This is a genomic window from uncultured Desulfovibrio sp., from assembly GCF_944324525.1.
Classification (GTDB): Bacteria; Desulfobacterota; Desulfovibrionia; order Desulfovibrionales; family Desulfovibrionaceae; genus Desulfovibrio.
In genome coordinates, this window is sequence record NZ_CALUWS010000015.1 from 1 (window position 1) to 26261 (window position 26261).

Here is a 26261-nt window from a genome sequence, read left to right on the forward strand (position 1 = left end):
CGGCGTTCGCTTTCTGCAACCGCCCGGCGCGAGAAGCGTTTATGGACTCTTTCCCGACAAAGGTCAAGAAGTTTTTTTTCAAAATGTGACAAAAAAAGAAGCAGCCCTGTGGAAAGAGGGCTGCTTCTTTTTTGTTTCAGGAAGTTACGAGATCAGCTCATGTTAGCGTGAGCTGACCACCAGCGTGTCGCCTACCCGCAGGCTGCGCTCATCCACGTCGTTCCAGCGCTTGAGGTCATCCACGCTGACGTTGTGGCGGCGGGCGATGTTCCACAGGCTGTCGTTGGCTTTGACGACATAGGTGGACGTGCCGCCCCCCTTGCGCTTGCCGATGCTGCCGCTGGGATTCTTGCCGCCCGCGGCCTGCGCCACCACACGGCCCCCGGCCTGCTGCCCGCCGGGGATGCGCAGCTTCTGCCCCACACGGATCTTGCCCGGATCATCGATGTCATTGGCGGCCTGCAGCTCACCGACGCTGACGCCGTATTTGCGCGCCACGCCATAGAGCGTTTCGCCGGAGGCCAGCACATGCACGCCGGCCGGAGCGCCCTGGCCGCCACGGCTCCCGCGGACAGGCTTTTCGGACGAGCGGGACGAGCTTCGGCCGTTGGCGGCCGCCACCGCACGCTCGCTCATATCCGCACTGCGGGGCACGAGCACGGTCTCCCCACGATAGATCTTCGACTTGCCGCCATTGGCCGCGCGGAGCTGGGCCACGCTCACGCCGCTACGACGGGCGATCTTGTCCCAGCTGTCGGCGCTGGTGGCCACCTTGGCGGGCCGCCAGTTGGCGTACGTCCCGCTGGAGCGCTGCAGGAAGGCCTGGGCCTTGGCCGACTGCAACCGGGGAACATAGACGAAGGTCGAGCGCTCGGTGGAGGAAATGGGCTGGAGGTGGTGCATGTTGTAGGACTGGAAGTCCGACCAGCTCATGCCGGAGGCTTTGCTGAGGGCCATGAGATCCGTCCCGGGACGTGCGGTCAGGCGTTCCACCTGGGGCATGGCGTCATGATTGACCGGGGCAAAGCCCAAGGTGCCGAGATTGCGCATGATCTTGCTGATGGCCACGAAGCGCGGCACATACTGCATGGTCTCGGGGCGAAGCTGCGCCTTGTCGTCAAGGCGGGCATTCCGCTCGCAGACCTCGTAAAAGTTGCGGGCGCCCGTCCCCTCCTTGGCACGGCGCATTTTGCCTTCGCCGGCATTATAGGCGGCGATGGCGGTCGGCCAGTCGCGGAAATCGCCATAGAGCTTTTGCAGATAGTCGGCGGCGGCTTCGGTGGCCTTGTAGGGATCGAGGCGTTCGTCCATCCACCAGTCCTGGGTAAGGCCGTACTTCATGCCGGTGTAGGGCATGAACTGCCACGCCCCCGCCGCACCGGCGCGGGATTTGGCGTCAGCGCGATAGCCGCTTTCCACGATGGCGAGATAAGCCAGCTCTTCCGGCATGCCGCGCGAACGGAAGACGCGCCGGGCGTAACCAAGATAATTGCCGGACCGCTGCGAGAAGATCTCCATGGTCCGGCGGCCCTTGTGCAGGAAGTGCTTGTACTGGGCCGTCACGGCGGGCATGGCCGAAGCAGGCACGTTGCGGTCGATCTGGCCGGTGCTTTTGAGCGCGGCCATCTCCGATGCGGTGAGCGGTTCGCTGTCCTCGTTTTCGGGAATGAGCAGCGTCGGCATATCGGACTGTCCGCTCCCCTGGCGCGAAGAGCACGCGCTCAAAAGCAGCGTTGCCAGCAGCGCGCATAGCAGCAAGATATGTCCCGAAACCTTTTTCCCGCACAAAACCTTCATGGATGCCTCCCCGATACCGCAGCTTGCCTTTGCCCGTGAAGCTGCGTAGACACGAATTTCTACGGCTTGGACGCCGTCTCACCTTCAGCCGCCTGTCGGAGGCCGTAATGAAAGATGCCGTTTCCGCCCCGCTCCTGCCGGGCATCAAACCTGTTCTGGAGCTTCTGCGCGATGCGCCGCAGCGCATCGATCTCGTTTACTGCCGCAAAGGACTGCGCAGCCGCGAGGCGCAGCAGATCCAGGAGCTTTGCCGGGCGAACCACCTGCGCTACTCCCTGGTGGAGGGAGCCGCTCTTGACCGGCTGTGCCGCGGCGCGCAGCAGGGACAGACGGAACATGTCAACCATCAGGGGGTGGTCGCCCGCCTTGCCGTCGCGGAATTCCAGCCGCTGGAAGCGGTGTTCGATGCCGTGCGAGAAGCGCCCCTGCCCCTGATCCTTGCCCTTGACCAGGTACAGGATCCGGGCAATCTCGGGACGCTCTGCCGCAGCCTCTACGCGCTGGGGGGAGCCGGGGTGCTGCTGCCGCGCCATAACAGCGCCTATCTCGGGCCTGCCGCGCAGCGTGCGGCGGCGGGAGCGCTGGAGCGGCTCCCCATCGCCCGCGTGGACAATCTGGGCCATGCGCTGGATAGTGCGGAAGAAGCGGGGCTGACCATCTACGGCGCGGGCTGCGGCGGCGCCTCCTCTGTCAGCGCCTTTGACGAAAGCCTGCGCCTGCCCGCCGTGCTGGTGCTCGGCAATGAAGACAAGGGCCTTCGTCCCGGAGTGGCCAAGCGCTGCTCGCGCATGCTGCATATCCCGCTGGCCCGTCCCTTTGACTCGCTCAATGTGGCGCAGGCCGGAGCCATCCTGCTGGGACTGGCGGCGCAACAGTTGCGCCGGGCCTGAAGAATGCATGCCTGCCGCGCCCCCTACCGGCTTCCCGGCAGAGCTGCCGCTCCCGGCGGACAGCGCAGACATGACGTTCGGCAATGACAGCATCCCACCTTCTCTCCATTTCCTTTCACCATAGCTGAAATTTTTCTTTTGGCGAGAAAAATAAGTCTAGAAAAAGATTAGCAAATCATTATATAAAATGTATAAGGGCGCATCTTGATTGAAGATGCGCCCTTATTTCATATAAAGACAATGGACAGCCAAAAAATGTTTTTGAATTTTATATGTGTTTTGTCTGCAAAAAATTTTAATATCATGAAAATAACATTCATGATACAGTAAAAATATATTCTACTCCCTGCAGAAGAAGAAAGCTTCTTCCTCTTCTCCGCGCAACAAAAAAGGGGCGGGAAGATCCCGCCCCTTGCATGTCCGTTTGCCGTCAGCCCATTAGAGCATTTTCCGGTTGAAACGCTTTAGAAGGGCCAGATATTGTCCATGAGCCGCGTGAACCAGCCGGGCTTCTGCTTGTCGGAGAGCACGCCCTTGCCGTAGTACTCGATGCTCGCGTCCGCGATCTGCGTGGAGAGGACGCTGTTGTCGGCATCCACATCCTTGGTCCGGATAAGCCCGCGCACCACCATGTACTCCGTTTCTTCGTTGACGCGGATCTCGCGCGCGCCTTCGATCTGGAGCATGCCGCCCGGCAGCACGCGGATGACGCGGGCCGCCATGGAGGTGGTCACATAGTTCTCACGCTTGGTCTTGCCCGTGCCGGTAAGGTCGCTGACGGAATTGGTATTCAGCGTAGGCGTCCCCACGGGGATGACGCCGGCGATCTTGGGCACATTGAAGAAGGCGTTGACGGCGTAATTGTTGTTGCTGTCCTTGTCGGCCGTCGTTTCGACCTTGTTCTGGGCCTTGGTGTTTTCCACCAGTTTGACGACCACGATATCCCCCACGCGGCGCGCGCGGGCATCGGAAAAGAGCGTGTCGCCGTCACTGGCGGCAAACAGGGAGCCGGGATTGTTGGCCCCGCTGGTTTCCTGCGGATATTCCTGCGGCGGACCGACAGGATTCTGCAACCCCGGACGGCGATGCGCACCGCCGTTGCCGCAGGCGCTGCAGAACATGAAGACGAGCCCCAGGGCCAGAATGCCAAAACGAGTCTTCATACCGTGTTCTCCTCTACTCGATGATCACAGTGCCGCCGTCCTTGACCTTGGCGTACACCTGTTTCTTGGATTGCAAATTCCGCACCGCGATGGTGGCGCCGGGCTCGCCATCGCTCAGGGCCTCCGCCTGCGTGGTCATGCGCAGGTTGCCGCGGGCGTAGATGAGGGTGACCACATCGCCGCGCCGCACCATGAGCTGACTTTGCAGATCGCTCTGCAAAATGGGTTCCCCGGCGGAAAGACCTCTGGCCAGCCGCCACGGCCCGCCCTGTCCATCCCACGGCATGTCCTTGAGCGTGGCCGCATTGACCCGCATGAAGGTGACCGCGTCGGGGGTCAGGTTCTCCCCCTTGCTCATGATGCGCATGGCGGCGGGCACCGTGACCCAGAGCTGCAGATTGACCGTCCCCGCCACACGCCGCAGGATGGCGCCGTCCGCCTCCTTGACCGCGAAACGCAGGGTGATGCGGCCAGGGGCCAGTTTGCCGGGTTCCAGCTGGATCTGCTGCTGGGCATGCTCCAGAAAAATGTATTCCGGCAACCGGAACTCCGTCAGCTGCGCCTCGCCCGGCATGGCCGACAGCTGCGGCGTCAAACTCTTGACCACATAATCCCGCAGCACATCCTCCCGAAAGACCAGCCCGCCCCGCTGGATGACCAGCGATGTCGGCAGGATGCAGCGCCCGGCCACATCCTTGCCCAAGGCCTGCCGCAGGGCCTGCGAAAGGCGCGAGCGGTTGACCTGCATGGGTTTGCCCTCCTGTTCGGGCGCCGCCCAGAGGGCCCGGCGGCTCAGATCCTGCCAGAGGGCCTCGTCCATATGCCCCAGCGGCGTGGCGATATCCCCCAGAAAGACGGAATCATTGAGCGCCACCGCCGCGCTTTCGATCTTCAGCCGCCAGTCGTTCTGCCCCAGCATCCGCAGATCCGAGGCCTCGGCCGGCGGAGCCGGGGCCTGGGCGATCTGCGAACGGACGCGGGCAGCCCGTGCGGTCTGTTCCCCGTCAAGGGAAGCCTCCTCGGCCCCGCTGCCGACCCGGCCCGTCTCGGCCAGCGGCAGGCGGGCCGCCCGCACCTCGGGCGAACGCAGCTGGCGCATGATCTGGCTGGGCGACCGGCGATGGTTTCGGTCGTTATCCTGCCAGACGGCTTCGGGAAGGCCAGCGGCAAGGCATACGGAGCCAAGGACGATATGCCAGACGAACACGAGGCAGAGGGCTCCCGCCAGTGCGGCCATGCCGCCCCGCAACGCCTTGCCCCTTCCGCCAGGCCATTTCCCTGACCACCAGCTCACGCGCGTCATCCCTCCGAAAAACCTTAGCTACGCTTGAGCTGCACCGCCGTTCCCAGCATGGAGTCGGAGGTCTGGATGGCCTTGGAGTTCACTTCATAGGCGCGCTGGCCCACGATCATGTTCACCATTTCGTCCACCACTTCCACGTTGGACATTTCGAGGAAGCCCTGCGCCAGAGTCCCGACGTTGTCCGTGCCGGGCACGCCTTCCACTTCGTCGCCGGAAGCTTCCGTGGGGGTGTAGAGGTTGCGGCCGCGCGCATCCAGACCCGCCGGGTTGATGAAGGTATAGAGCGGGATTTCCGCCGCGGCGATCTCCTGGCCTTCGGCGTCCAGGGCCGCGATGTGCCCGGAAGCGGAGATGGAGATGTTCTTGGTCTCCGCCGGGACGGCAAATTCCGGCTGCAGGATGTAGCCGTTGGCCGTCACCACGGTACCGTCCTGATTGAGCTTGAAGGAGCCGGCGCGGGTGTACATGAGCTCGCCGTTGACGTCCACCTGGAAGAAGCCGTCGCCTTCGATGGCCACGTCCAGCGCGTTGCCGGTGTTCTGGAAGTCCCCCTGGGTGAAGAACTTGTGCACGGCCGTGGGCCGGACGCCCATACCCACCTGGATGCCCACGGGCAGGGTGTTGTCCCCTTCCGTGATGGAGCCGGCGATCTTCATGTTCTGATACATGAGGTCTTCAAACTCGGCGCGGCTCTTCTTGAAGCCCGTGGTGTTCACGTTGGCGAGGTTGTTGGAAATGACGTCGATATTCAGCTGCTGCGCCACCATACCGCTGGCGCCCGTCCACAATGAACGCATCATAAGGCCATCGCTCCTTTCGCACGCATGCGTGTTGTTGTCTTCATCATCAGTACGCCTGCCCGCACGGGGAGCCCTCCCCGGCAGGGCGCAGCCCCGGAGCCCATCCGCCCCGCGGCCGGCGCTTCATCAGTCCCGAGCGGGCTTAGCCGTTACGCTTGCCCACCTGCTGGTAGGCCTGTCTGTCCAGGGCATCCGTGGACTGCATGACCTTCTGGTAGGCTTCAAACTGCCGCTGCACTTCGATCATGTTCACCATTTCGGTGACCACGTCCACGTTGGCGGCCTCGATGTAGCCCTGCTCCACCGTTGCGCCCTGCGCGTAGGCATCCTGCTCCTGCACCTGCACGTTTTCGTACGGCTGGTAGAGGTTTCGCCCCAGCTTCTGCAGATTCTGCGGATTGTCCACCTGGACCAGCGCGATCTGGCCCACCACGTCGCCGTCGGCGGAGACCGTGCCGTCACTGGCAATGGCGATATTGCGCGTCCCTTCCGGGATGACGATGTTCCCCCCGATGCCCTGCAAGGGCCAGCCCTGGGGCGTCATGATCGTCCCGTCGCCGGACAGGACGAAGTGGCCGCTGCGCGTCAAATTGTTGCCATTGGGGGTCGCCACACGGAAAAAGGCATTTTCGCCGGCGATGCCCAGGTCGAGCGGATCCCCGGTAAAGCGCATGGACCCCTGCGTAAAGTCGATCTTCGACACGGCGATACGCGGCCGCACCATATTCTTGGGCTCGGGAAAGAGCGGATCGCTTTTGAGATTCATGAGCGGCTCACGGATCTCATCATGCGCGAAGGACGCCATGGTATCCTTGAACGCCAGCTTGGTCTGCTTGTAACCCGAGGTATTCACGTTCGCCAAATTATTGGCGATGAAACTCATGCGGTGCTCGGTGGTCAGCGCCCCGAAAAGGCTGCTAAACATTGCATCTTGCATGACAACTCCTTGGTTGACGTCTCCTGTCGCCCGCATGCCGGGCAAGCCCCCGACGATCGGACAACACTATCGGGAGGGGGATAGCAAAAAGCGGGCCAAGCTCTGCTCCCCCTCCTTCGTCATGCGAAAAGGACATTTCGGCATCTTTTCAGCGCGCACGCCTTGCGTTACAAAAAACCACCCGTCCGCTGCACGGCCCTTCGCCGCCCGGCGGGCCATGTCGTCAACCTTCAACGGGAACGGCGCTGCGCCGTCGCCCTTCTGCGAGAACCTCATGGATGCACTCACCCAGTTGGTCAAAGACATCAATTCCTTTCTCTGGGGGCCGTACTGTCTCATCCCCCTGCTCTGCGGCACCGGCCTCTATTATACCTTGCGCCTGCGGGCCGTGCAGGTGCGCAAGTTCGGCGCCTGCGTGCGGCATGTCTGCGGCGGTTTCTCCCTGCGCGGCGAAAAAGCCTCCGGTCAGGGCATGAGCTCCTTCCAGGCGTTGGCCACGGCCGTTGCCGCCCAGGTAGGCACCGGCAACATGGTCGGCATGGCCACCGCTCTGGTGATGGGCGGGCCGGGAGCCGTCTTCTGGATGTGGGTCGCGGCCTTTTTCGGCATGGCGACCATCTTCGCTGAGGCGATCCTTGCCATCACCTTCAAGGACCGCGACGAAGCCGACCACGTGGTGGGCGGGCCCGCCTACTACATCCGCAAGGGCATCGGCAGCAAGACGCTGGCCGCCTTCTTTGCCGTGGCCATCATCATCGCGCTGGGCTGCGTGGGGAACATGGTGCAGGCCAACTCCATCGCGGGCGCCTTCGCGACGGCCTTTTCCGTCCCCGCGCCCGTGGTGGGCGCCGTGGTGGCCGTGCTGGCCGGGACCGTCTTTTTCGGTGGGATAGGACGGCTGGCGGCCGTCACCGAAAAGCTCGTGCCGGTCATGGCCGCCCTGTATCTTGTGGGGGGCGTCTATATCCTGGCCACGCACGGCGGGGCCTTCCTCCAGTGCCTCAAGGATATTTTCCATTATGCCTTTTCGGCTGAAGCCGCTGTGGGCGGGGTGGCGGGAGCCACCGTGCAGGAGGCCATGCGCTACGGCATAGCCCGCGGCCTCTTCTCCAATGAGGCGGGCATGGGCTCCACACCGCACGCCCACGCCGTGAGCAAGGTGCTCCATCCGGTCATGCAGGGCTTTGCCGCCATCATGGGCGTGTTCATCACGGTCATCATCTGTTCGCTGTCGGCCTTTGTGGTGCTGTCCACCGGCGTCATGAGCGGCGGGGAGAACGGCGTGGTGCTGACGCAGCGGGCCTTCAGTGCCGCACTGGGCGGCTTCGGTAATGCCTATGTGGCCATCATCCTCTTTTTCTTCGCCTTCTCCACCATCATCGGGTGGTATTTCTTCGGTGAACAGAACATCAAGTATCTGTTCGGGCGCAAGGCGCTGACGCCGTACCGTCTGGTGGTCATGGGCTTCATCGTGCTCGGCGCGACGCTCAAGGTCACCCTGGTCTGGGAGCTGGCCGACATGTTCAACGGCCTCATGGTGCTGCCCAACCTCGTCGCCCTCATCGGACTGGCCAAGGTCGTCTCCAGGTCGCTGGACGATTACGAAAACCGCTTCATCAAGCGCTATCCCGAACTGGAATGAGGCGCACGCATCGCCAAGGAGACATGCTGCACGATCGCATAAAAAAAGGGGCCCTTTTTACGGGCCCCTTTTTTCATGCAGGAGGACATCCCCCCTCGCAGTAACGCGCATACATTTTCTCTAATGCAATCATGCCCCGCAAGTTTCTGCTCCGCAAGCTTTCCAGGAAAGCCGTCTTCACGATGCCGACGCAATACGCCTTCAAATCAGAAAGATTCTTTACTTCGCCCTTGCCCGTACGGCGGGCGAGATCCTCCCAGAAAGGCGCGTCAAGCGGCCCGTCCCCTGCTTCCTCCAGGCGTTTCAGACAGCATACCGCTTTCAAGAGGCTGCTTTCCGTATGGATATCCCGGGCAAACGTCATCAGCGTTTGCCAGGAGGCCTGATCGCACGCAAGCAGCTTGTAGATGGCATGCGCCTCCCCGTCCTTTTCTTCTTCAAGATTTCTGGGGATGCACACCCATGTGTTCCGATCATCCAGGGGCGCATTGTCCATAAACCTCTCCAGAAGGAGCCCGAAGTCGGAAAAAGCCGTTTCAGGCGGGAATACCACCCTGTCCCTGGCCGCCCGTATCCTTGCCGACCATGCGCTCTCCTCGTTGAGCATTTGCCGAATGCTTGTGACCAGACTGGTGAAATCCGTTATGAGAGCCCCGTATGGAGCCTTGGCGACAGACTTCTCCCTTATCCAGGGACGGAAGGAAATGGCGGGCCTGAGCGTTGTGAAGGCAAAGGAAAAAAGGACATGACTGACGTCCGAGACCAGTACGGCGCTGCGCGCAAACGTCTGCAGCCGTTCAAGCGAGGTATCGACATGGAAATTGGGGAAGGCGGCAAACGAGGCGGAGAGCTCCCGGATATCTTCATCCACTTCCGCATACGGGGCCGGCCGAAAGATGATCTGATGATCCGGGAAATTCGTCAGCAGGGTACGCAGGATCTTCTTTGCGTACAATGCTATCCTGTCCCCGCCCTGCTCTTTTGCCAGGCCCCGCGCCATCGGCGCATAGCAGATGGCGTCTCGCCGGGCGCGCAATTCCCGCATATTTTCCTGCAATGCGGCGGACCTGAGATAACCGCACGCCAGGATGTCGAAACGATCTCCCTTCCTCCGGAACATCTTCCGGGGGAGAAGGCCTGTCCACAGTTCCCTGATTTGCTGTGCGCTGTTCCCCAGACGGCAGTTCACGAGATACCCGTCAAATTTCGTCTGATGGCCGGCCGCATGCAGAAATACTGAGGAATCATTATACATGAAGGCATGCGCCACAGCCAGCACCCGGCAGCTCTCGGGAAAATCCCCCTCGTCGTCATCCGTCGCCGCCACAAGACAGTCGAGGGATTCCAACCGCCGCAACTGATCCGCCGCAATGACAAAATGCGGGATATATATATATATATCGAGCTTGCAATATCCGTCGAGAGGATATGCGGAAAGAAAGATCGGGAAGTGCGCGCCCACGCCAAGGCTTCGTACAAAAGGAACGATCCATTCCCAGGGGGAGAATCTGGGCGATGAGCTCCAAAAGGCTATGGTGCGCTTGTTTTCGGTCTTGGCTTTTTTAAGGACGGCATTGATCTGTTCATGCACAGGAGAACCCGTCATATCGCTTTCACTCACTCCTCACGCCTCCCATCGCACAAGGGCCCTCGTAAAGACTCGCCCAACGGACAACAGTCTCTCCGGCAGGCGCCGGCATGTCATACAAAAGCGGCCCATTCAGAAAAACGCACACCACGCCCCAAGCCGGAAAACCGACAGCCCGCAGGGGCGAAACATATGGCTCCGCGGCCGCGGGCCTTCTCAACAAAAAAGGAGAGAACTTCCCTGCAGAGAAGATCTCTCCTTCGGCATGTTCACAAACGACATTCCTTGCCAGGCACACAGGCCTTCGGCTAGATCCGCAGCGCCGCCATGCCCAGCTCCAGGGCCTTCAGGTTGGAGGCCTGCAGCTTGGGCGGCAGATATTTGCCGATGGCCGCCTCCAGCGCGTCCACCCCGAAGGGCAGGATGCCGGAAGCGCAGGCCACGCTGAGCAGCACCGTATTGCCCGCCTGCGCGGAACCGGCCTTGAGCCCCAGCTCACGGCAGGGCACGAAATGACACTGACCGGCCACCCGGCGCGTCTGGGCCTCCACTTCTTCCATGGAAGGATATTGCGCGCCCCCCAGGGAAACGCTCAGGGGCGGCAGGGGATCGGCGCTGGAAAAGACGGCGCCGCCGGCCCGCAGATAGGGCAGCCCGCGCAGCGTCTCCAGCGGTTCAAAGCCCAGCAGCACGTCCGCCTCGCCAAAATCCAGCTTGGGGGAACGCCAGCCGCCGAGCAGGAGGACGGACTCCACCACGCCGCCACGCTGGGCCATGCCGTGCACCTCGCCGGCCACCACGTCAAGACCGGCATCCATCGCCGTGCGCGCCAGCAGCGTCGTGGCCGTCAGCGTACCCTGTCCGCCCACACCGGTAAAATAGATGCGCATTCTTTTCTGCTTGTCTGTACTCATGGGAAACCTCGCGTTGGACAAGGGCGGGACTAGACGTCGCGACGTCTGGCCTTGAAGGACTTGGGGCCGACCTGCAGGCAGACCATGCAGCCGGTGCAGAGACTTTCATCAACGGCAAGCGCCTCGCCGTCCCGATAGAAGGCGGGACAGGCCAGCGTTTCCAGACAGTGCGCGGCATCCGGGCCCTGTTCCTTCACCATGGCCACCTGCGGCTGCGTCTTCTTGAGCTGACGGCGGGCATAGAGGGCGCAAGGCTCCTCGGCGATGAGCACACGCACGCCCGTCTGCGCGCGCATCTCCTCCAGCGCCGAAGTGACGGCCTTGAGGTTGAAGGCCCTGACCTTGCGGCAGGAGCTCACGCCCATGGCGCGCACGATGGCCTCGATGTCCAGATGGGCGGCGTTCTCGCCCAGCATGTCCTGCACCATGCCCGGATTGGGCTGATGCCCGGTCATGGCGGTCGTGCCGTTATCAAGGATGACCACGATGATGTCGTGCCGGTTGAAGACCGCATTGGCCAGACCGGTCATGCCGGAGTGGAAGAACGTGGAGTCCCCGATGAAGGCCACCACCGTCTTGCCCGAGGCCCGGGCAAAACCGCTGCCCGCCGAGATGGAGGAGCCCATGCAGACCAGGAAGTCCGCGCACTTGAGCGGCGGCAGCATGCCAAGCGTGTAGCAGCCGATATCGCTGGAATAGTAGGCGTCGTCGCCGAAGAGCTGACGCACGGCATGGAAGACCGCCCGGTGCGAGCAGCCCGCGCAGAGGTTCGGCGGACGGCCGGGCAGCTCCAGAGCCTGCGCGTTGCCGCCCTTGACCGGGCAGGGGCAGTCCAGGAACTCGGCCAGACGACGCAGCAGCAATGTGGTGGAGAGCTCGCCCAGTTCCGTAAGGCTGTCGGTCTTGCCCTCCAGGCGGGTCTTGCAGCCTTCGCGCTGGGCAAGGGCGCGCACGTCGCGCTCCAGCAGGGCAGGCCCCTCTTCCAGCACCAGCACGCGGTCACACTGCTCAAGGAAGGCCACGAGACGCTTTTCCGGCAGAGGCCAGGTCATGCCGAGCTCCAGCACCCGCACCTTGTCATCCCAGCCGCCGGCCGTCAGGGCGTCGGCAAGGTAATTGCGCGCCACGCCGCTGGCGATGATCCCCAGTCGCGTGGCGGCATTGCCGGCGCGCTCGGTGTTGAAGCGGCTGCTTTCGGCCAGGGCGCGGGCCTGCTCCATGATGTCCAGCACGGCGGCGTGCCGCTTGCGGGCCACGGCGGGGACAGGCACGAAGCGTCCCGGGTTGCGCTCGAACGGCACCAGCGGCTGCGCCGCGGGCAAATCGTCGAATTCCACCGGCCCGCGCATATGGTTGACGCGGGTGGTCGTCCGCAGCAGCACGGGCTGCTGCAGTTCCCGCGCCAGCCGGAAGGCCTCGCGGGTCATGTCGTGCGCCTCCTGTGCGGAGACCGGCTCCAGACAGGGCAGCATGGCGGCACGGGCATAGGCGCGGTTGTCCTGCTCGTTCTGGCTGGAGTGACAGCCCGGGTCGTCGGCGCTCAGCACCACCAGCCCGCCCGGCATGCCGGTATAGGCCGCGGTGAACAGCGGGTCCGCCGCCACGTTGAGCCCCACATGCTTCATGGTCACAAGGCTCATGGCGCCGCCCAGCGCGCCGCCGGCCGCCACCTCGAAGGCGACCTTCTCGTTGACGGAATATTCCAGACGATAACGCCCCTCGCCGCCAAGGCGGCGGAAGGTGTCCGGCACCTCGGACGAGGGCGTGCCCGGATAACAGGAAATCATGTGCACGCCGGCTTCCAGCGCGCCACGGACAATGGCCTCATTGCCAAGCAACAAATGCCGCTCGCCGCGGCGCCCGTCCAGCAAGGGATTTTTGCTCATGGCCTCTCCTTGAAAGGAATGATGTCGGAAATGGGTACGGCTAGTCCGCCGCCCCGGGGGCAGCCGCGGCTTCCGTCCCGCGCAGCTGACCGGCGCGGAAGCTGTAATAGGCCTGATCGTCCTTGTCCCCGTCCTGGGCCAGCGTGTCGAAAGCGGCGGCGGCCACATCCTTGCGCCCGGCGGCCAGAGCGGCTTCAGCCTGCATGCGCAGAAGCGCCCCCTGCTGGGAGGCCTCCACGCGGCCGGTCAGGGCCTGCAGCACGGCCAGCGCCTCGGAGGCGCTTTCGGGCGTGCCGGCATTCATGAGCGCACCGCACTGGGCGAACAGGGCCGCCTGCCCCAGGCTGCCTTCACTGTCCAGCCGGGCCGCGTCGCCGTAAAGGCGGGCCGCCTGCGCCCAGTCCTGCGATTCCACGGCGCTCTGGGCCTGCGCGAGCAGCACGGCAAAGCGCATGCCTTCGGGCGCCCGAGCGGCCAGCTCGCTCAGAGCCTTGGTGCGCTCTTCCCCCTTGAGGGTCAGGGAAAGACGCGCAAGCTCGGCCTGCGCCTCTTCCCGGGCGACATCATTACGCCAGCTCCAGATGCCGGCGCCGGCCAGCACGAGCACGAACAGCCCGACGCCGCAGGCGATGAGGCCGGCATGCCGCAGGATGAACTGCAGCAGCGGGGCGCTCTCGGCGCCGACTTCGGCACGCAGATCGGTAAGCAGGGTCGGGGAAGGCGTGGGACCGGGCTTGGTGAGAGTAGGTTGCATCAACGGGCTCCTTTGGCGCAAAATACAGGCGTGCCGGCTCCTGCGGGGCGGACGCCAAGGAATTGAAGATAGGTCACAAGGCCTGACCTGTCAAAATAATTTGCGCGTGCGCAATGACTTGCCCTTGGTTCGCGCTACGAGTATATTGAACAAATTCGTTCGTTACCGATGCAAGGGAGATGACGATGACGCTTGCGGAAGAAATGGCCCGGTTGGGCGAACGGGCCCGCGCGGCCTCGCGAGTGGTGGGCAGCGCCGCCCCCGCCGCCAAGGTGGCGGCCCTGGAGGAGCTTGCCCGCCTGCTGGAAGAGCGGGCAGACACCCTGCTGGCCGCCAATGCCCGTGATGTGGAAGCGGCCCGCGCCAGAGGCCTGGACGCTCCGCGCCTGGACCGCCTGACGCTGACGCCCGCCATCCTTGCCGACATGGCCCACGCCTGCCGCCATGTGGCCGCCCTGCCGGATCCGGTGGGCGCGCTGGACAGCCAGTGGCAGCGCCCCAACGGGCTGCTGGTCGGCAAGATGCGCGTGCCGCTGGGCGTCATCGCCATGATCTACGAAGCCCGCCCCAACGTCACCATCGATGCGGCCATCCTCTGCCTCAAGGCGGGGAATGCCGTCATCCTGCGGGGAGGCAGCGAGGCCATCCATTCCAACACCGCTTTGGCGCAGATCTTGCAAGAATCTTTGGCGGCAGCCGGATTGCCGCCGGACGCCGCCCAGCTGGTCACCAGCACGGATCATGCCGCCGTAACGGCCTTGTGCAAGCTTGACCGCTATATAGACGTCATGATCCCGCGTGGCGGGGAAAATCTGGTCCGTGCCGTCACCGAGGCCGCCACCATGCCGGTGCTCAAGCACTTCAAAGGGGTGTGCCATGTTTTTGTCGATGCCTCGGCCTCGCTTGACGCGGCGGAGGATATCGTCTTCAACGGCAAGGTGCAGCGGCCCGGCGTCTGCAATGCGCTGGAGTGTCTGTTGGTGCACAAGGATGTGGCGGAGTCTTTCCTGCCGCGCATCGCCCGGCGTCTGGGCGGCGCCGGCGTGGAATTTCGCGCCTGTCCGCAGTCCCTCCCCTTGCTCGGGCCCACGGCGGTCCCCCAGCGGGAAGAGGATCTGGGACAGGAATTCCATGCGCTGGTGCTGGCGGTACGGGTGGTGGACTCGCTGGATGCGGCCCTTGACCATATCGCCCGCTATGGTTCGCAGCACACGGAAGTGATTTGCACCAACGACCATGCCCATGCCATGCGCTTCGTGCGGGAGGCGGACGCTTCCATGGTCGGCGTCAATGCGTCGACACGCTTCAACGACGGCGGCCAGCTGGGACTGGGGGCGGAGATCGGCATTTCCACGTCCAAACTGCACGCGTACGGCCCCATGGGCGTGCAGGAACTGACGACGACGAAATTCATGGTGCTGGGGCAGGGACAGGTACGCGCATAGCATGCTCGACAGCCCGGAACAGCGTCCGCCGGGACGTGCGCTGCTGGGCGGCAGCTTCAATCCGCCGCACATCGGGCACTTGCGCCTTGCCATAGAAGTGCGCGAAGCGCTCGGCGAGCTGGTGGACTCGCTGGTGCTCATACCGTGCGGCAATCCGCCGCACAAGCGGGCGGGCAGCCTCCTGCCCTTTGCCCTGCGCGCGGAGATGACCCGCGCCGCCGTACGCGGATTGCCCGGTATCAGCGTCAGCGAGGAAGAAGGCGAACGGCAGGGATATTCCTACACCTGGGATACCCTGTCCCGCTACCGGGAGCGTCTGCCGGGACGCGAACTGTATTTTGTCATCGGGACGCCGGACTTCGCCCTGCTGCACACCTGGCACCGGGGCCCCGAGCTGCCGAAGCTCTGTCAGTTTGTCGTCGTGGCCCGCGGCGAGCAGACGGAAGAGCCCTTCGTGGAGGCGGCCCGCCGCCTCTGGCCGGGCGTCCGCGGCGTCGCCCCCGTGCTGCCGGACAGTCTCTGCATGGAGCTGCCCGGCGGCGGTCGCGTCCACTACCTGCCCCTGCCGTGGCTGGCGGTGAGCGCATCCCGTATCCGGGAACGCTGGCTCAGGCAGCGGAATGTGGATTTTCTGATTCCCCGCGCGGTGGACGAACTGCTGCGCGTCCGTCACGCGGAAGTGGCGGAACATTGGAAAGGTGATGGTATGTCATGCTGAACACGCCCCCAAAGGAACTGCGCGAAAATATCGCCCGCGCCAAGGGCTATCTGCGTCGCGATGAGCTGCCCCGCTCCCTGCAGGCCATGGCCACAGCCATGCGCCAGTATTCAGAGGTCAGGCTCACGCGTTCCGCACGCGCCGAGATCGACATTCAGCTGGGGGAATTCCTCAATACGCTCATTCGACATCAGGGCATGCAGCACCTCCTTGATCCTAATCACACGGGGAAACCACGCAAGATCCCCTACCAGCAGGGCAAGGAACTCATGCTCGCCACGGTGCTCGAAGGGCTGGCGCGCATCCTGCGTCAGGAAGTGGAAGACAAGAGTAGGCAGGAAAAGGAAGCCCGCCTGGAGCGCAAGAAATCCCTGCTCAACAGCGGGGTCAAACTCTTGCAGGAAGGCCAGTTCGGCAAGGGCCGCGCCTATCTCAAGCGGGCCGCCGAAGAATTCAGCGAGGACCCCGACATCCTCGTCCAGGTGGGGCAGCTCCTCCAGACCGCCAAGCAGTATGCGGATGCCGGCGAAATATTCGAGGAATCCATCGCCAAGCATCCCCGGGACGTGCGGGCCTATGTGGGGGCCGTCAACAGCTATACGGCCATCAACGAATTCGAGAAGTGCGAGCTTATCTACAATACCATCCTGCGCACGTTCGGCGGCCACCCCAACACCTTCGGACGCATGGCCCTCATGTACCTGCGCTGGGGGAAACGCCTCAAGGCCGAAGAGATGGCCACCCGGGCCCTGCAAGGCAACGCCAAGCAGCCCGAAGCCCTGCAGGTCATGGAAGTCATCGGGCACTGATGCCGGGAGGCAGTCCAAAACAGCACTTGTCAACATTGCCGATTTAGGCTAAAGAATATCTTCGGCCTGTGGCTCTGCCACATACATACGAGCGGAGAGGTAGCGAAGTTGGCCGTAACGCGCTCGACTCGAAATCGAGTTATCGGTTAATAGCCGGTACGTGGGTTCGAATCCCACCCTCTCCGCCACAAAGCACTTTTCACACCTTCTCAAAACGCCTCAAAAGCCCTCTAAGAAGCCGAAAACACAGGTATTCTCAGAGGGCTTTCTTGTTTCATATCTTCTCACAAGTGCTTTTGCCTTCTCCCGCTTTTGCGGGTATGTTTCCGGGAACGGCGCAATGGGCGTCGGGAATCATACCCACAAAGGGCGAAAACATGGCCTTGACTGACACCAAGATTCGCAACCTGAAGGCCCCGCAAGCGGGCGTTGCCAAGTATGCCGACGGGCACGGTCTTACCCTGCTGGTCACGCATACCGGAACCAAGACCTTTTACCTGCGGACTCGCGTCGGCGGGCGGGAACAAATGTTCCGGGTGGGGGCCTATGGCGAAATTTCCCTTGCCGAAGCCCGACGCCTTGCCGAAGAGATGCGCCAGCGCCTGCGGCGGGGCCAGCCTGCAAAGGCGGAGAACGTGCCTTCCCTTGCCGAAGTCGCCAAGGACTGGTTGACCGTGCGCCAAAGCGAGATCACGCCCACCCATGCGGCGGACATCGGCAGGCGGCTGGAAAAGGACGTGTTCCCCCGGCTGGGGAATCTGCCCCTGCCGGACATCACGGCCCCCATGATTCTGGAAACGCTGCGGCCCGTTTCGGATCGTGCGCCGGAGACCGCCAAGCGTCTTCGCCAATACCTGTCCGCCATTTTCCGCCACGGGGCCGCCTGCGGTATCGTCACGGCTGACCCTGCCGCCTTTGTGGGGCAGGCGCTGCGCCGCCCCGCCAGAAAGCACTTTCCCGCCATTGTCGAACCCGCCGCCTTTGCCGGGCTGATGGAGTCCATCCGGGGATACTGGGGAGCGCCGGACGTGCGCCGCGCCCTGCTCTTTCTGGTCGCTACGGCTGCCCGGCCCGGGAATGTGCGGGCGGCAACATGGGAAGAAATCGACCTGCAAAACAGGACGTGGACGATACCCGCCGCCAAGATGAAGAGCAGGCGGCAGCACGTTGTGCCCCTGAACAGCGTTGCGTGTGCCGTGCTAGCGGAAATCGAGCGGGAACGCCCCGAAAAGGCGGGATTCCTCTTCCCCGGGCGCACGGGCCGCCCCCTGAGTGAAAACACGCTCAACGCGGCACTGAAGAGCCTTGGCTATGCCGGACGGCACACAAGCCACGGCTTCCGCAGCACCCTTTCCAGCCTGGCCAATGAAGCCGGGATTGCCCGGCCTGACGTGATCGAGGCGGCCCTTGCCCACGCGGAAAAGGATGAAGTGCGCGCGGCCTACAACCGGGCGGACTATGAAAAGGAAAAGCGCCTGCTGTTTGACTGGTGGGGAGAGATATTGCGGGGTTTCGGATAGTTTTGGCAGGTTTTTGGGGGAGTTTTGGCAGGGTTTTGAGCATTTTTGACAAATGTCAAATTATTCAAGCGAAATAGATAGTTAGCGTTCTTTTTTGTGAACACTCAAAAATATAAATTTAAAAATTACAAGATGATATGGCATTGGCATTTTTTTTATCTATTGACAATCTGTGAGAAAAAAAATTTTAGGATAAAAAAAACGGGGACGCCCCTTTGGCGAGAGGCAGCCCCGAAGGAAAACGGCCCGGCCCTGTTGGCGCAGGGCGGCCCAAATGTCAGCGCCATTTCGTGTGTGGTTTTTCCCTCACCCCATACCTCGGCGCCAACCCCAAACCAGCCCGCACGGATGCGGGAAGGAATACTCTTGTACTATTCTCACTCCCTCCCAAAATCAAGAGTCAAGAGGTTGGACAAGGTATTTCCCCCCGACGCCGTGGGCTGAAAGGAGGACTCCATGTCCAATCAATTCTCCCAATCCCCCGATCGTCTTGTCCGCCTGCCGGAACTGAAAGCCTTGTTGGGCGGCGTCAGCACGGCCAGCATTTACCGTTGGTTGTCGCGCGGCATTCTGCCCAAGCCGCAGCGTATCGGCGTTCGCGGCGTCGGCTGGCGGCTCTCCGAAATTGAGCAATTGATACGAAACGGCTTCCCGAAGGGGGGCCGTCATGCGTAGTCAGCTTGAACCCCTCTCCCCCTGCCCCGCGCTGAATACCGCCGGCACTACCGCCGCCGCCTGCCGCCGCGTCTTCCGGCGCAAGAACGCCCTGCATGCCGATGCCCTGGCCGCGCGTGATGCGCTGCAAAGGGCGGCGGCGGGGCTGACCGCTTACCGGCAGGCCCTGGCTAACCTGCGGCGGGTGGGCGACGCCCTGCTGCCGCGCATATGCGGCCCGGAGGGCTACGCCTCCGCGAACGCGAGGCCATTCCTCTGGGATGCCTTGAGCGCCAAGCTGTACGACATTGAACGGCTGTTGTTCGATGCTCACGACACCGCCACGGGGCAGGCGTCGGCTTTCGTGCGGCTGGCCCGCGAGCTGGAAAATGCGGGGGAGGTGCGCCATGCGTAAGCCCGCCGCCGCTTCCGTGCGTCTGTCCAGCGTGCCGCGCTGCCTGCGGCATTTCCACCCCAACACCGCCCTTGAGGAGGCCGAATGTCTCGCCGCCTTCCTGCAAAATGTCGTCGGCTCCCTGCTGATTGAGGGCGACGGCCTGCCCGTCAAGGACGGCAGCGACATGGGCCTTTCCCTCTGTTTCGACCTGTTGCGGGACAAGATCGCCATTGCGTCCGGGGAACTGCCCTTTCCGACCTGCGGCCTGCCGCATGAAGAGGATTTGCCGCCGCTCTGGACGCCACCCGAAGCAGGGGGTGCCCATGAGTAGCGCGGACGCTCTGAGCGTTTTTGCCGAGGCCCTGGCCGCCGCCGGTCTGGTGGTGGAGGGGTTGCCCGTGGCTGACGGGGCCTTGCATCGTTGCGGCGTGGCAGGCAATCCGCGCGGCAAGGATGGGGCCTACCGTATTCACCCTGACGCCCCGGCCTGCTGCTGGTGGCGCAACTGGGGCACGGGGGATACCGGCACACGGACGCTTGCGCCGGAAAAGGAGATGAGCGCCGCCGAACGCAAGGCCCTGCGGGAGCGCATCGCCGCCGCTCGCAAGGCCGCTGAGGAGGAGCAGAGCAAGCGCCATGCCGCCGCCGCGAAACTGGCCCGCGTCCTCTGGGAACGGGCCACGCCCGCGCCGGACAGCCACGCTTACCTTGTGCGCAAGCAGGTTCCCGCCCTGGGCCTGCGGCAGGACGCGCAGGGGCGGCTTGTGGTTCCCGTGCGGGACGCGGACGGGGGGCTTGTCAGCCTGCAATTCATCTTGCCGGAAAAGCCGGTCAACGGCCCGGACAAGCTCTTTCTCAAGGGCGGCAGGACGGCGGGCGGCTGGTTCGCCATCCCGGCGCGGAACGGCGGCCACGACGGCCCCCTGTGCATAGCCGAGGGCTACGCCACGGCCGCGAGCATCCACCTTGCCACGGGCCACGCCTGCCTTGCGGCCTTCAATGCCGGGAACCTCGAAGCCGTGGCCCGCATGGCGCGGAAACGGTACCCCGACCGGGAGATCATCCTGTGCGCGGACAACGACGTGCGCACCGACGACCGGCCCAATACGGGCGTGGAGGCGGCAACGAAGGCGGCGCAAGCCGTGGGCGGCAAGCTGGCCGTCTGCCCGGCGCATGAAGGGCGGCCCACGGATTTCAACGACCTGCATTGCCTGCGCTCCCTCGAGGCCGTCGCGGCGGCGGTGGAGAAGGCCCGCAAGGAAGGGGCCGCCGTCCACCTGCCGGAGGGCTTTTTCATTCGGGAGACCGGCAAGAATCCGGGCCTGTTCAAGGTGGAGGAAAAAGGAGACGCGACCTTCGACCTGCGCCTGGGGCCGCCGCTGCGTATCATCGGCAAGACCTTTGATGACGTGTCGGAAAACTGGGGAACACTCCTCAGTTGGAAAGACCCCGCCGGCACGGAACACCGCTGGGCGCTTCCTGATGACCTGTTGCAGGGGCAAGGCAGGGAATATGCGCAAATACTCGCGCGGGGCGGCTACTCCATCGCGCCGGGACAGGCCGCGAAATTCGCCACGTTCATCCAGGGCGTGCGCACGGAACGCTTTGTAACGTGCGTCCAGCGCATCGGCTGGCACGCGGCGGCCTATGTCATGCCGGATACGGCTTACGGCGTCCCCGCGGATACCGTCGTACTCCAGTCGGCACGGCATGCGAAGATGTTCCGCGCGGGCGGCACGCTGGACGGCTGGCGGGAAATCCCCGGCCTGTGCGCGGGCAACTCCCGCCTTGTCTTCGCGCTGTGCCTCGCCTTTGCCGGTCCGCTGCTGCGGCTGTCCGGGCTGGAGGGGGGCGGCTTCTCTTTCGAGGGGTGCAGCTCTTCCGGCAAGACGACGGGGCTGCAGGTGGCGGCGTCCGTCTGGGGCGGGCCGGAGCATGTGCGCTCATGGCGAACCACGGACAACGCGCTTGAAGGCGTGGCGGCACTCCACAACGACAATCTGCTTATCCTTGACGAGGTGGGGCAGGTGGGGGCGGCGGCGCTGTCCGAGGCGGCCTATATGCTGGCAAACGGACAGTCCAAGGGGCGCGCGCTGCGGGACGGTAGCCCCCGTGCCCCGCTGACGTGGCGGCTGCTCTTCCTCTCCAGTGGGGAGCTGGGGCTTGCCGACAAGCTGGCGGAAAGCGGCCTGAAATCCAGAGGGGGGCAGGAGGTGCGCTTTGTGGGGCTGCCCGTGGACAAGGCCATGTTGTCCGACCTTCACGGCCTGCCGGACGCCGGGGCCGTGGCCGACCGCCTCAAGATGCTGTGTGCCGAGCACTACGGCCATGCCGGGCGGGCGTTCCTGCAATGGCTCTGCCCCCGGCAAGATGAGGTGGGGAAGGACATCCGGAAGAACCTGCCCGCGCTGGTGGACAGGCTGTGCCCACCTGACGCCACGGAACAGGTGCGACGGGTGGCGAAACGCTTTGCCCTTGTCCTTGCCGGAGGGCTGGCCGCGCAAAGGGCCGGACTGCTGCCGGATGACATGGACGTTCGGCCGGCGGTCCAACGCTGTTTCACCGACTGGCTGGAGGCCAGAGGCGGAACCGGGCCAGCCGAAGACGCGGCCATACTGGCGCAAGTGCGCCTGTTCATTGAGCGGCACGGGGCAAGCCGCTTTCAGGACATGGACACCGAACAGGGCACATGCATCAACCGCGTGGGCTTCAGACAGAAGAGGCCGGACGGCAGGACGGAATACCTCATCCTGCCGGAAAGCTTCGGGGCCGAGGTGGTCAAGGGCCATTCGCCACGTCGGGCGGCCGCCGTGCTGCGTGATGCCGGATGGTTGCGCAGGAACGACGGGAAAAATGCGGCGGTCTGCTCGCTTCCCGGGATGGGAAAGAAACGTGTCTATGCCGTTTCCTTGCCGGATGACACCGCATAGCCCAAGTTTGACCGTTTTTTGGGTGTAACTCGTGTAACATGTGTAACTCCCCTACAGCCACAAGGGTTTGCGGGGTTACACCAAAGGAAAATGTCATGTGTGCGTTCGTGTAACGTGTAACCGTACCCGCGCTGAATGGTTACACGTTACACGAGTGGGAAAACGTGTAACGGCTTCGTGTATCCCCGAAAAGCCTTGAATATCAACGGTTGTTACACCGTTACACATGTTACACGTTCAAAACGGCCAAACTTGCGTGGAAGGAGAAACAACGATGTGCGACACTCACGAGACCATATATCCGGGGCAGGAATTTTTCCGCATCAGCCATGCCGGGGAACGGGCCGGACTGTACAGGGTGGAGGTTCTGCCGACGGGCGAGGAAGCGGAAACGCGGCTGGGGGGACCGCTGCGGGCAAGCGTCATCACGGGGGACGGCGGCGGATGTTCCGGCGCTTCCTTGTGGCGGTGTGGAACGCGGTATGTCGGGAGGGCTGAACATGGGCAAGGGCCTTTTCGACAGCGTGCTTGACGGCTGGCCGGAGGGAACCGGCAAAGAAGTGTCCCCGCATCCGTGGCCGGTGCTGCACACCCTGAACCGGAAGCACCATTGCGCCGCCTGGCCGGAGGATGACGGCGGCGGGCTGGTGCTCTACCCGGATGCCGGATTGCTGGCCTCGGAGAAGACCGCCGCCCTGCGCTTTGCTCAAGACAACCTGCCCGCCCTGCTGCGGGACATGTGCCTTGACCACCTGCCGCGCCGGGTACGGCTGGCCCGCAAGGGGGAAAGCCCGGAGTCGGGTTCAAGCAAGACGCCAGCAAGAAAAAAGGCTTGTAAAATGGGGGCGGCATGACGATTGTCGTTGATAGCCGGGAGCAGGCCCCGTTTCCCTTCCGTGGGCCGCGCTATGAAGGGGTATCCGTCGAGGTGGGCGCGCTGGGCACGGGGGATTACTCCCTTGCCGGGCTGACCGACAAGGTGGCCGTGGAACGCAAGGAACTTGCCGACCTCGTGGCCTGCCTCGGGCGGGAGCGGGAACGCTTTGAACGGGAGATGCAACGGGCCGCGGCGCTGGACGCCTTCGCCGTGGTGGTGGAGGCGAGTTGGCAGGACTTGGCGGCAGGGAACTACCGTAGCCGCCTGAATCCGCATGCGGCCTGCCAGAGCGTCCTTGCCTTTGCCGGGCGCTACCGTGTGCCCTTCCTCTTTGCCGGGAGCCGGGCCGCGGCGGAGTACATGGCCTGGGGCTTCCTGCGGCAGTATCTGGAAGGGGCGCGGCGGCGGTGGGCGTCCATCGTCAAGGCGCATGGCGACAACGCGGCATGACCGCAAGGGAGGAATAAGGCCATGAAAGACGAACAGGTGAAGGTAGTCGGCACGGTGGAAGACGTTGCGCGGGCCGCGTATGTGCAGGGCTTTTGCGAGGGATACGATGCGGCGCGGCTGGTGGTCGAGGTGCTGGCCAATGAGGAAAGGCGCGGCGGCCTCTACGGGGCCGAGGGCATCCTGAAGGCGCTGGACATGAGCCGGGACAAGGCCGTTGAGATGATGGGCACACCAAAGCTTGTACTGGAACGTGTCTCCGTTACGCCGGGTCCGGACACGACGAACTGAGGCGGCGGCACACCTGTCGACGCGCGAGGCCGGGGGAAACTCCGGCCTCTTCCTTTGGGGCGGCACAGGGCGCGGTGCGGGGAACCGTGACGGCTTTCCGGCAGGGGCAAACGCAAGCCCCCTGTCGGAGAAAGGACCTGTCGTTGCTGGCTTTCAAGGTTGGCGACCGGCAAACGCAAGGGCGGAATGCAAGGGCGACGGGAGACGTTGCGGGGGTGGTTGCAGGGTGCAACCATAAAAAAAGCCACAGGGATCCACAACGGATGTGACCCTCCGGCCATCGTGCCCGGCAGGGGGAAAGTTAACGGCTTGGTTAACGGTGTAAACCACAAAAAAAAAAGGGGGCTATTCCGTCCAGCCCCCCGGCCCGTGGCAACGCGCTCAATTTTGAGCTGGTTACCTACAAGGACGCCAAGGTCAATGGCATGGTCAACACCGTTGACCACAAAAAAAGGAAGGCGTTGACCGGCAAAGGGCAGCAAATGAACTGCGACCCTTGGCGTTGACCGGAATCTGATTCCGGCTCTTCACCAACAGCGCCACGGGGAGGGCACTGCATATTGCCGTAGCTGAATTTATTGACTTTTGATTGCGCTCTACACAAAAAATGTGTAAAGTACGTCCATGAACAGCCGGGAAGTCATAAGGAAACTGCTTGACGATGGATGGTTCCATGTTTCGACAGAGGGTGACCATTGGCATTTCAAGCACCCCACGAAAAGCGGAAAAACGACGGTTCCCCACCCCAAGAAAGAGCTGGGGATATTCGTCATCAAATCCATTGAGCGGCAATCCGGCGTCATGCTGAGGAACACGAAATGAAGACCTATTTTGCGGCATTTATTCCTGACGGGGAAACGTGGTCGGTGCTTTTTGCGGACTTTGAGCTGGCAACGCAGGGGGATAGCTTGTGCGCGGCCTTTTCCGCCGCTTCGGAGGCCCTTTCCGGCAGGGTGAAAGCCATGCGTGAGGACGGGGAACCGTTGCCGGAACCGTCGGACGCGGCACACGCCCGGGCGGCCATTGCCCAATGGTGCAAGGAGGAAGGGCTTGCCCTGCCGGAGGGGACATTGTTGCAGCTTGTCCCGTGCGACGAGGAAACCGAGCGCCTTGTGCGCGTCAACGTCTCTTTTCCCGAACACGTCCTGAAGCGGATCGACAGCAAGGCCCGCGCCCACGGTATGACCCGCAGCGGCTTTCTTGCGGCGGCGGCGCAAGCCTACGCCTGATACCCCCTTTCTCCTGCCATATCACGCCGCCTCGAATGGGGCGGCTTTTTCGTTGCCCGGCAATCAGGACACGGCAATTCTGGGAATAATGGGGAGGTATGTTCAATCCTGAAAACTACGCGGAGGCGGCTGCCCCCCTGCCGGAAAAATAACCCCATGAACGTGCCATGCCGAAGCCGCGGGCATTGCCTCCGACCTGATCGCCGTGTACTGTCAAACCGTCAAAAAGGCCCCTCACCCAAAAGGGGGACATTTTTTGTTTTGTGGGTATATTTGTGGGGATGATGATTTTTTAACGTGAATTTTATCCATTAAAATAAGTATGTTGCAAAAAGCATTCGATGGTCACCCTCTCCGCCATACGACATCCTGCCCGTCGGATTTTCCGGCGGGCTTTTTTTGTGCCGCGCCGGCCCCGCCCCGGCCTGCGCTTTGCCAAAAGAAAAAGGGACCCACCGGCAAAGCCGGTGGTTCTTCATATGCGCCTATAAGGCTTTTTTACCAGCTGCGCCCTAACAGGCGCATAACGGTCTGACATCTGCATATTTGTTACTTGCGGCCCGTAAACGGGCTACCCGCATACGGAAGACTGAGCTGTGTCCCCAGCTTGTCTTCTTCTAGTTGCTTGCGGATATATTCACGGATTTTTGTCGCATTTTTACCAACTGTATCCACATAATACCCACGGCACCAAAACTCACGATTGCGATACTTGAATTTCAGATCTCCGAATTGTTCATATATCATTAAGCTACTTTTCCCCTTCAAATATCCCATGAATCCAGAGACACTCATTTTCGGCGGAATTTCAAGCAACATGTGGATATGGTCAGGACAACATTCTGCCTCAATGATATTAACTCCCTTCCATTCGCACAGCTTACGCAAAATTTCACCGATTGCTCGCTTTTTCTCTCCATAGAAAACCTGGCGGCGATATTTGGGAGCAAAGACTACATGATATTTGCAGTTCCATTTGGTATGCGCTAAACTTTTGGTGTCACCCATTGTGACCTCCTTTTGATTTGCTTCATTGTTGCAGTTGCCAGACCGCAACGTGATACTAGCAAATCAAAAGGAGTTTTTATAACACACGCAAAGCTTTAAGCTTTTTTGAACCTCCCGCCTAGCGGGAGGTTTTCTTCATACAAAAAGGCTCTTGCGCCTGAACGCAAGAGCCTGATGCTCATGGTGGGTCGTGCGGGGATCGAACCTGCGACTCTCTGCTTAAAAGGCAGATACTCTACCTACTGAGTTAACGACCCGTTGA

Annotated in this window: 25 protein-coding genes and 2 tRNA genes; 16 read left to right on the plus strand and 11 right to left on the minus strand. The window is 62.7% G+C overall.

Annotated features, from left to right (window positions below; all coding sequences use genetic code 11):
• Nucleotides 1-162: 162 nt before the first annotated feature.
• Nucleotides 163-1683, minus strand: a complete 1521-nt coding sequence (locus Q0K12_RS05515; protein WP_297260815.1) for a lytic transglycosylase domain-containing protein — start codon at nt 1681-1683, stop codon at nt 163-165.
• Nucleotides 1684-1904: 221 nt separating this feature from the next.
• Between Q0K12_RS05515 and Q0K12_RS05520 the strand changes: the two genes are divergently transcribed.
• A complete protein-coding gene (locus Q0K12_RS05520) occupies nt 1905-2687 on the plus strand; it encodes an RNA methyltransferase (RefSeq protein ID WP_297260818.1) in 783 nt (260 codons plus the stop codon).
• Between the two features lie 464 nt (nt 2688-3151).
• Here the strand turns inward: Q0K12_RS05520 and Q0K12_RS05525 are convergent, their stop codons facing one another.
• The 4 genes from Q0K12_RS05525 to flgF form a co-directional block, all read right to left on the minus strand.
• Nucleotides 3152-3850 carry a flagellar basal body L-ring protein FlgH gene (locus tag Q0K12_RS05525; protein WP_297260820.1) on the minus strand — a complete coding sequence of 233 codons (699 nt, stop codon included), beginning with the start codon at nt 3848-3850 and terminating at the stop codon, nt 3152-3154.
• A 13-nt stretch (nt 3851-3863) separates the two neighbouring features.
• A complete protein-coding gene (gene flgA, locus Q0K12_RS05530; protein ID WP_297260822.1) occupies nt 3864-5087 on the minus strand; it encodes a flagellar basal body P-ring formation chaperone FlgA in 1224 nt (407 codons plus the stop codon).
• 80 nt (nt 5088-5167) lie between these two features.
• The gene (gene flgG / locus Q0K12_RS05535) at nt 5168-5953 is read right to left on the minus strand and encodes a flagellar basal-body rod protein FlgG (RefSeq protein ID WP_297260824.1); all 786 of its coding nucleotides are present in this window, start codon (nt 5951-5953) and stop codon (nt 5168-5170) included.
• A gap of 142 nt (nt 5954-6095) precedes the next feature.
• Complete coding sequence (gene flgF / locus Q0K12_RS05540; RefSeq protein ID WP_297260826.1) at nt 6096-6890, minus strand: flagellar basal-body rod protein FlgF; 795 nt, start codon at nt 6888-6890, stop codon at nt 6096-6098.
• A 274-nt stretch (nt 6891-7164) separates the two neighbouring features.
• On the opposite strand from flgF, the gene Q0K12_RS05545 reads away from it, so the two are divergent.
• Nucleotides 7165-8532 (plus strand): sodium:alanine symporter family protein, encoded by a 1368-nt coding sequence (locus tag Q0K12_RS05545; RefSeq protein ID WP_297260828.1) that lies wholly within the window; start codon nt 7165-7167, stop codon nt 8530-8532.
• A gap of 73 nt (nt 8533-8605) precedes the next feature.
• On the opposite strand, the gene Q0K12_RS05550 is transcribed toward Q0K12_RS05545, so the two are convergent.
• The 4 genes from Q0K12_RS05550 to Q0K12_RS05565 all read right to left on the minus strand — a co-directional run bounded on the left by Q0K12_RS05550 (nt 8606) and on the right by Q0K12_RS05565 (nt 13674).
• Nucleotides 8606-10153, minus strand: a complete 1548-nt coding sequence (locus tag Q0K12_RS05550) for a hypothetical protein (protein WP_297260830.1) — start codon at nt 10151-10153, stop codon at nt 8606-8608.
• Nucleotides 10154-10428: 275 nt separating this feature from the next.
• A complete protein-coding gene (locus Q0K12_RS05555; protein WP_297260832.1) occupies nt 10429-11010 on the minus strand; it encodes an indolepyruvate oxidoreductase subunit beta in 582 nt (193 codons plus the stop codon).
• Between the two features lie 53 nt (nt 11011-11063).
• Nucleotides 11064-12920 carry an indolepyruvate ferredoxin oxidoreductase subunit alpha gene (iorA, locus tag Q0K12_RS05560; protein ID WP_297260834.1) on the minus strand — a complete coding sequence of 619 codons (1857 nt, stop codon included), beginning with the start codon at nt 12918-12920 and terminating at the stop codon, nt 11064-11066.
• Nucleotides 12921-12960: 40 nt separating this feature from the next.
• Nucleotides 12961-13674 (minus strand): hypothetical protein, encoded by a 714-nt coding sequence (locus tag Q0K12_RS05565; RefSeq protein ID WP_297260836.1) that lies wholly within the window; start codon nt 13672-13674, stop codon nt 12961-12963.
• Nucleotides 13675-13859: 185 nt separating this feature from the next.
• Here Q0K12_RS05565 and Q0K12_RS05570 point away from each other — a divergent pair, with 185 nt between their 5' ends.
• The 14 genes from Q0K12_RS05570 to Q0K12_RS05635 all read left to right on the plus strand — a co-directional run bounded on the left by Q0K12_RS05570 (nt 13860) and on the right by Q0K12_RS05635 (nt 24991).
• A complete protein-coding gene (locus Q0K12_RS05570; RefSeq protein WP_297260839.1) occupies nt 13860-15119 on the plus strand; it encodes a glutamate-5-semialdehyde dehydrogenase in 1260 nt (419 codons plus the stop codon).
• 1 nt (nt 15120) lies between these two features.
• Nucleotides 15121-15837 (plus strand): nicotinate (nicotinamide) nucleotide adenylyltransferase, encoded by a 717-nt coding sequence (gene nadD / locus Q0K12_RS05575; protein WP_297260841.1) that lies wholly within the window; start codon nt 15121-15123, stop codon nt 15835-15837.
• Complete coding sequence (locus Q0K12_RS05580) at nt 15831-16646, plus strand: hypothetical protein (protein ID WP_297260843.1); 816 nt, start codon at nt 15831-15833, stop codon at nt 16644-16646. Before nadD ends, Q0K12_RS05580 begins: the two co-directional genes overlap by 7 nt.
• A gap of 93 nt (nt 16647-16739) precedes the next feature.
• Nucleotides 16740-16834, plus strand: a tRNA-Ser gene (locus Q0K12_RS05585).
• A gap of 189 nt (nt 16835-17023) precedes the next feature.
• Complete coding sequence (locus tag Q0K12_RS05590; protein ID WP_297260845.1) at nt 17024-18166, plus strand: tyrosine-type recombinase/integrase; 1143 nt, start codon at nt 17024-17026, stop codon at nt 18164-18166.
• 456 nt (nt 18167-18622) lie between these two features.
• Nucleotides 18623-18841 (plus strand): AlpA family phage regulatory protein, encoded by a 219-nt coding sequence (locus tag Q0K12_RS05595; protein WP_297260846.1) that lies wholly within the window; start codon nt 18623-18625, stop codon nt 18839-18841.
• Complete coding sequence (locus Q0K12_RS05600; RefSeq protein ID WP_297260849.1) at nt 18834-19235, plus strand: hypothetical protein; 402 nt, start codon at nt 18834-18836, stop codon at nt 19233-19235. The genes Q0K12_RS05595 and Q0K12_RS05600 overlap by 8 nt, the downstream gene beginning before the upstream one ends.
• Nucleotides 19228-19548 carry a hypothetical protein gene (locus Q0K12_RS05605; protein ID WP_297260852.1) on the plus strand — a complete coding sequence of 107 codons (321 nt, stop codon included), beginning with the start codon at nt 19228-19230 and terminating at the stop codon, nt 19546-19548. The genes Q0K12_RS05600 and Q0K12_RS05605 overlap by 8 nt, the downstream gene beginning before the upstream one ends.
• Entirely contained in the window at nt 19541-22147 is a 2607-nt protein-coding gene (locus Q0K12_RS05610; RefSeq protein ID WP_297260854.1) for a DUF927 domain-containing protein, read from the plus strand. The genes Q0K12_RS05605 and Q0K12_RS05610 overlap by 8 nt, the downstream gene beginning before the upstream one ends.
• A gap of 500 nt (nt 22148-22647) precedes the next feature.
• Nucleotides 22648-23001, plus strand: coding sequence for a hypothetical protein (locus Q0K12_RS05615; RefSeq protein ID WP_297260856.1), 354 nt, complete (start codon nt 22648-22650; stop codon nt 22999-23001).
• A complete protein-coding gene (locus Q0K12_RS05620; protein ID WP_297260858.1) occupies nt 22998-23474 on the plus strand; it encodes an ERCC4 domain-containing protein in 477 nt (158 codons plus the stop codon). Before Q0K12_RS05615 ends, Q0K12_RS05620 begins: the two co-directional genes overlap by 4 nt.
• 21 nt (nt 23475-23495) lie before the next feature.
• Entirely contained in the window at nt 23496-23762 is a 267-nt protein-coding gene (locus Q0K12_RS05625; protein ID WP_297260860.1) for a hypothetical protein, read from the plus strand.
• A gap of 624 nt (nt 23763-24386) precedes the next feature.
• Nucleotides 24387-24584 (plus strand): type II toxin-antitoxin system HicA family toxin, encoded by a 198-nt coding sequence (locus Q0K12_RS05630; protein ID WP_297260862.1) that lies wholly within the window; start codon nt 24387-24389, stop codon nt 24582-24584.
• Nucleotides 24581-24991 carry a type II toxin-antitoxin system HicB family antitoxin gene (locus Q0K12_RS05635; RefSeq protein ID WP_297260864.1) on the plus strand — a complete coding sequence of 137 codons (411 nt, stop codon included), beginning with the start codon at nt 24581-24583 and terminating at the stop codon, nt 24989-24991. Before Q0K12_RS05630 ends, Q0K12_RS05635 begins: the two co-directional genes overlap by 4 nt.
• Nucleotides 24992-25540: 549 nt before the next feature.
• Here Q0K12_RS05635 and tnpA read toward each other — a convergent pair.
• Nucleotides 25541-25999, minus strand: coding sequence for an IS200/IS605 family transposase (gene tnpA / locus Q0K12_RS05640; protein ID WP_297260867.1), 459 nt, complete (start codon nt 25997-25999; stop codon nt 25541-25543).
• 181 nt (nt 26000-26180) lie between these two features.
• Nucleotides 26181-26256, minus strand: a tRNA-Lys gene (locus tag Q0K12_RS05645).
• Nucleotides 26257-26261 lie beyond the last annotated feature (5 nt).

Excerpts from the sequence above, each read along its gene's own strand:
- Q0K12_RS05515 (WP_297260815.1), bottom strand. The coding sequence starts at position 1,683 with ATGCCGACGCTGCTCATTCCCGAAAACGAGGACAGCGAACCGCTCACC.
- Q0K12_RS05520 (WP_297260818.1), top strand. The coding sequence starts at position 1,905 with ATGAAAGATGCCGTTTCCGCCCCGCTCCTGCCGGGCATCAAACCTGTT.
- Q0K12_RS05525 (WP_297260820.1), bottom strand. The coding sequence starts at position 3,850 with ATGAAGACTCGTTTTGGCATTCTGGCCCTGGGGCTCGTCTTCATGTTC.
- flgA (WP_297260822.1), bottom strand. The coding sequence starts at position 5,087 with ATGGCCGCACTGGCGGGAGCCCTCTGCCTCGTGTTCGTCTGGCATATC.
- flgG (WP_297260824.1), bottom strand. The coding sequence starts at position 5,953 with ATGATGCGTTCATTGTGGACGGGCGCCAGCGGTATGGTGGCGCAGCAG.
- flgF (WP_297260826.1), bottom strand. The coding sequence starts at position 6,890 with ATGCAAGATGCAATGTTTAGCAGCCTTTTCGGGGCGCTGACCACCGAG.
- Q0K12_RS05545 (WP_297260828.1), top strand. The coding sequence starts at position 7,165 with ATGGATGCACTCACCCAGTTGGTCAAAGACATCAATTCCTTTCTCTGG.
- Q0K12_RS05555 (WP_297260832.1), bottom strand. The coding sequence starts at position 11,010 with ATGCGCATCTATTTTACCGGTGTGGGCGGACAGGGTACGCTGACGGCC.
- iorA (WP_297260834.1), bottom strand. The coding sequence starts at position 12,920 with ATGAGCAAAAATCCCTTGCTGGACGGGCGCCGCGGCGAGCGGCATTTG.
- Q0K12_RS05565 (WP_297260836.1), bottom strand. The coding sequence starts at position 13,674 with ATGCAACCTACTCTCACCAAGCCCGGTCCCACGCCTTCCCCGACCCTG.
- Q0K12_RS05570 (WP_297260839.1), top strand. The coding sequence starts at position 13,860 with ATGACGCTTGCGGAAGAAATGGCCCGGTTGGGCGAACGGGCCCGCGCG.
- nadD (WP_297260841.1), top strand. The coding sequence starts at position 15,121 with ATGCTCGACAGCCCGGAACAGCGTCCGCCGGGACGTGCGCTGCTGGGC.
- Q0K12_RS05580 (WP_297260843.1), top strand. The coding sequence starts at position 15,831 with ATGCTGAACACGCCCCCAAAGGAACTGCGCGAAAATATCGCCCGCGCC.
- Q0K12_RS05590 (WP_297260845.1), top strand. The coding sequence starts at position 17,024 with ATGGCCTTGACTGACACCAAGATTCGCAACCTGAAGGCCCCGCAAGCG.
- Q0K12_RS05595 (WP_297260846.1), top strand. The coding sequence starts at position 18,623 with ATGTCCAATCAATTCTCCCAATCCCCCGATCGTCTTGTCCGCCTGCCG.
- Q0K12_RS05600 (WP_297260849.1), top strand. The coding sequence starts at position 18,834 with ATGCGTAGTCAGCTTGAACCCCTCTCCCCCTGCCCCGCGCTGAATACC.
- Q0K12_RS05605 (WP_297260852.1), top strand. The coding sequence starts at position 19,228 with ATGCGTAAGCCCGCCGCCGCTTCCGTGCGTCTGTCCAGCGTGCCGCGC.
- Q0K12_RS05610 (WP_297260854.1), top strand. The coding sequence starts at position 19,541 with ATGAGTAGCGCGGACGCTCTGAGCGTTTTTGCCGAGGCCCTGGCCGCC.
- Q0K12_RS05615 (WP_297260856.1), top strand. The coding sequence starts at position 22,648 with ATGGGCAAGGGCCTTTTCGACAGCGTGCTTGACGGCTGGCCGGAGGGA.
- Q0K12_RS05620 (WP_297260858.1), top strand. The coding sequence starts at position 22,998 with ATGACGATTGTCGTTGATAGCCGGGAGCAGGCCCCGTTTCCCTTCCGT.
- Q0K12_RS05625 (WP_297260860.1), top strand. The coding sequence starts at position 23,496 with ATGAAAGACGAACAGGTGAAGGTAGTCGGCACGGTGGAAGACGTTGCG.
- Q0K12_RS05630 (WP_297260862.1), top strand. The coding sequence starts at position 24,387 with ATGAACAGCCGGGAAGTCATAAGGAAACTGCTTGACGATGGATGGTTC.
- Q0K12_RS05635 (WP_297260864.1), top strand. The coding sequence starts at position 24,581 with ATGAAGACCTATTTTGCGGCATTTATTCCTGACGGGGAAACGTGGTCG.
- tnpA (WP_297260867.1), bottom strand. The coding sequence starts at position 25,999 with ATGGGTGACACCAAAAGTTTAGCGCATACCAAATGGAACTGCAAATAT.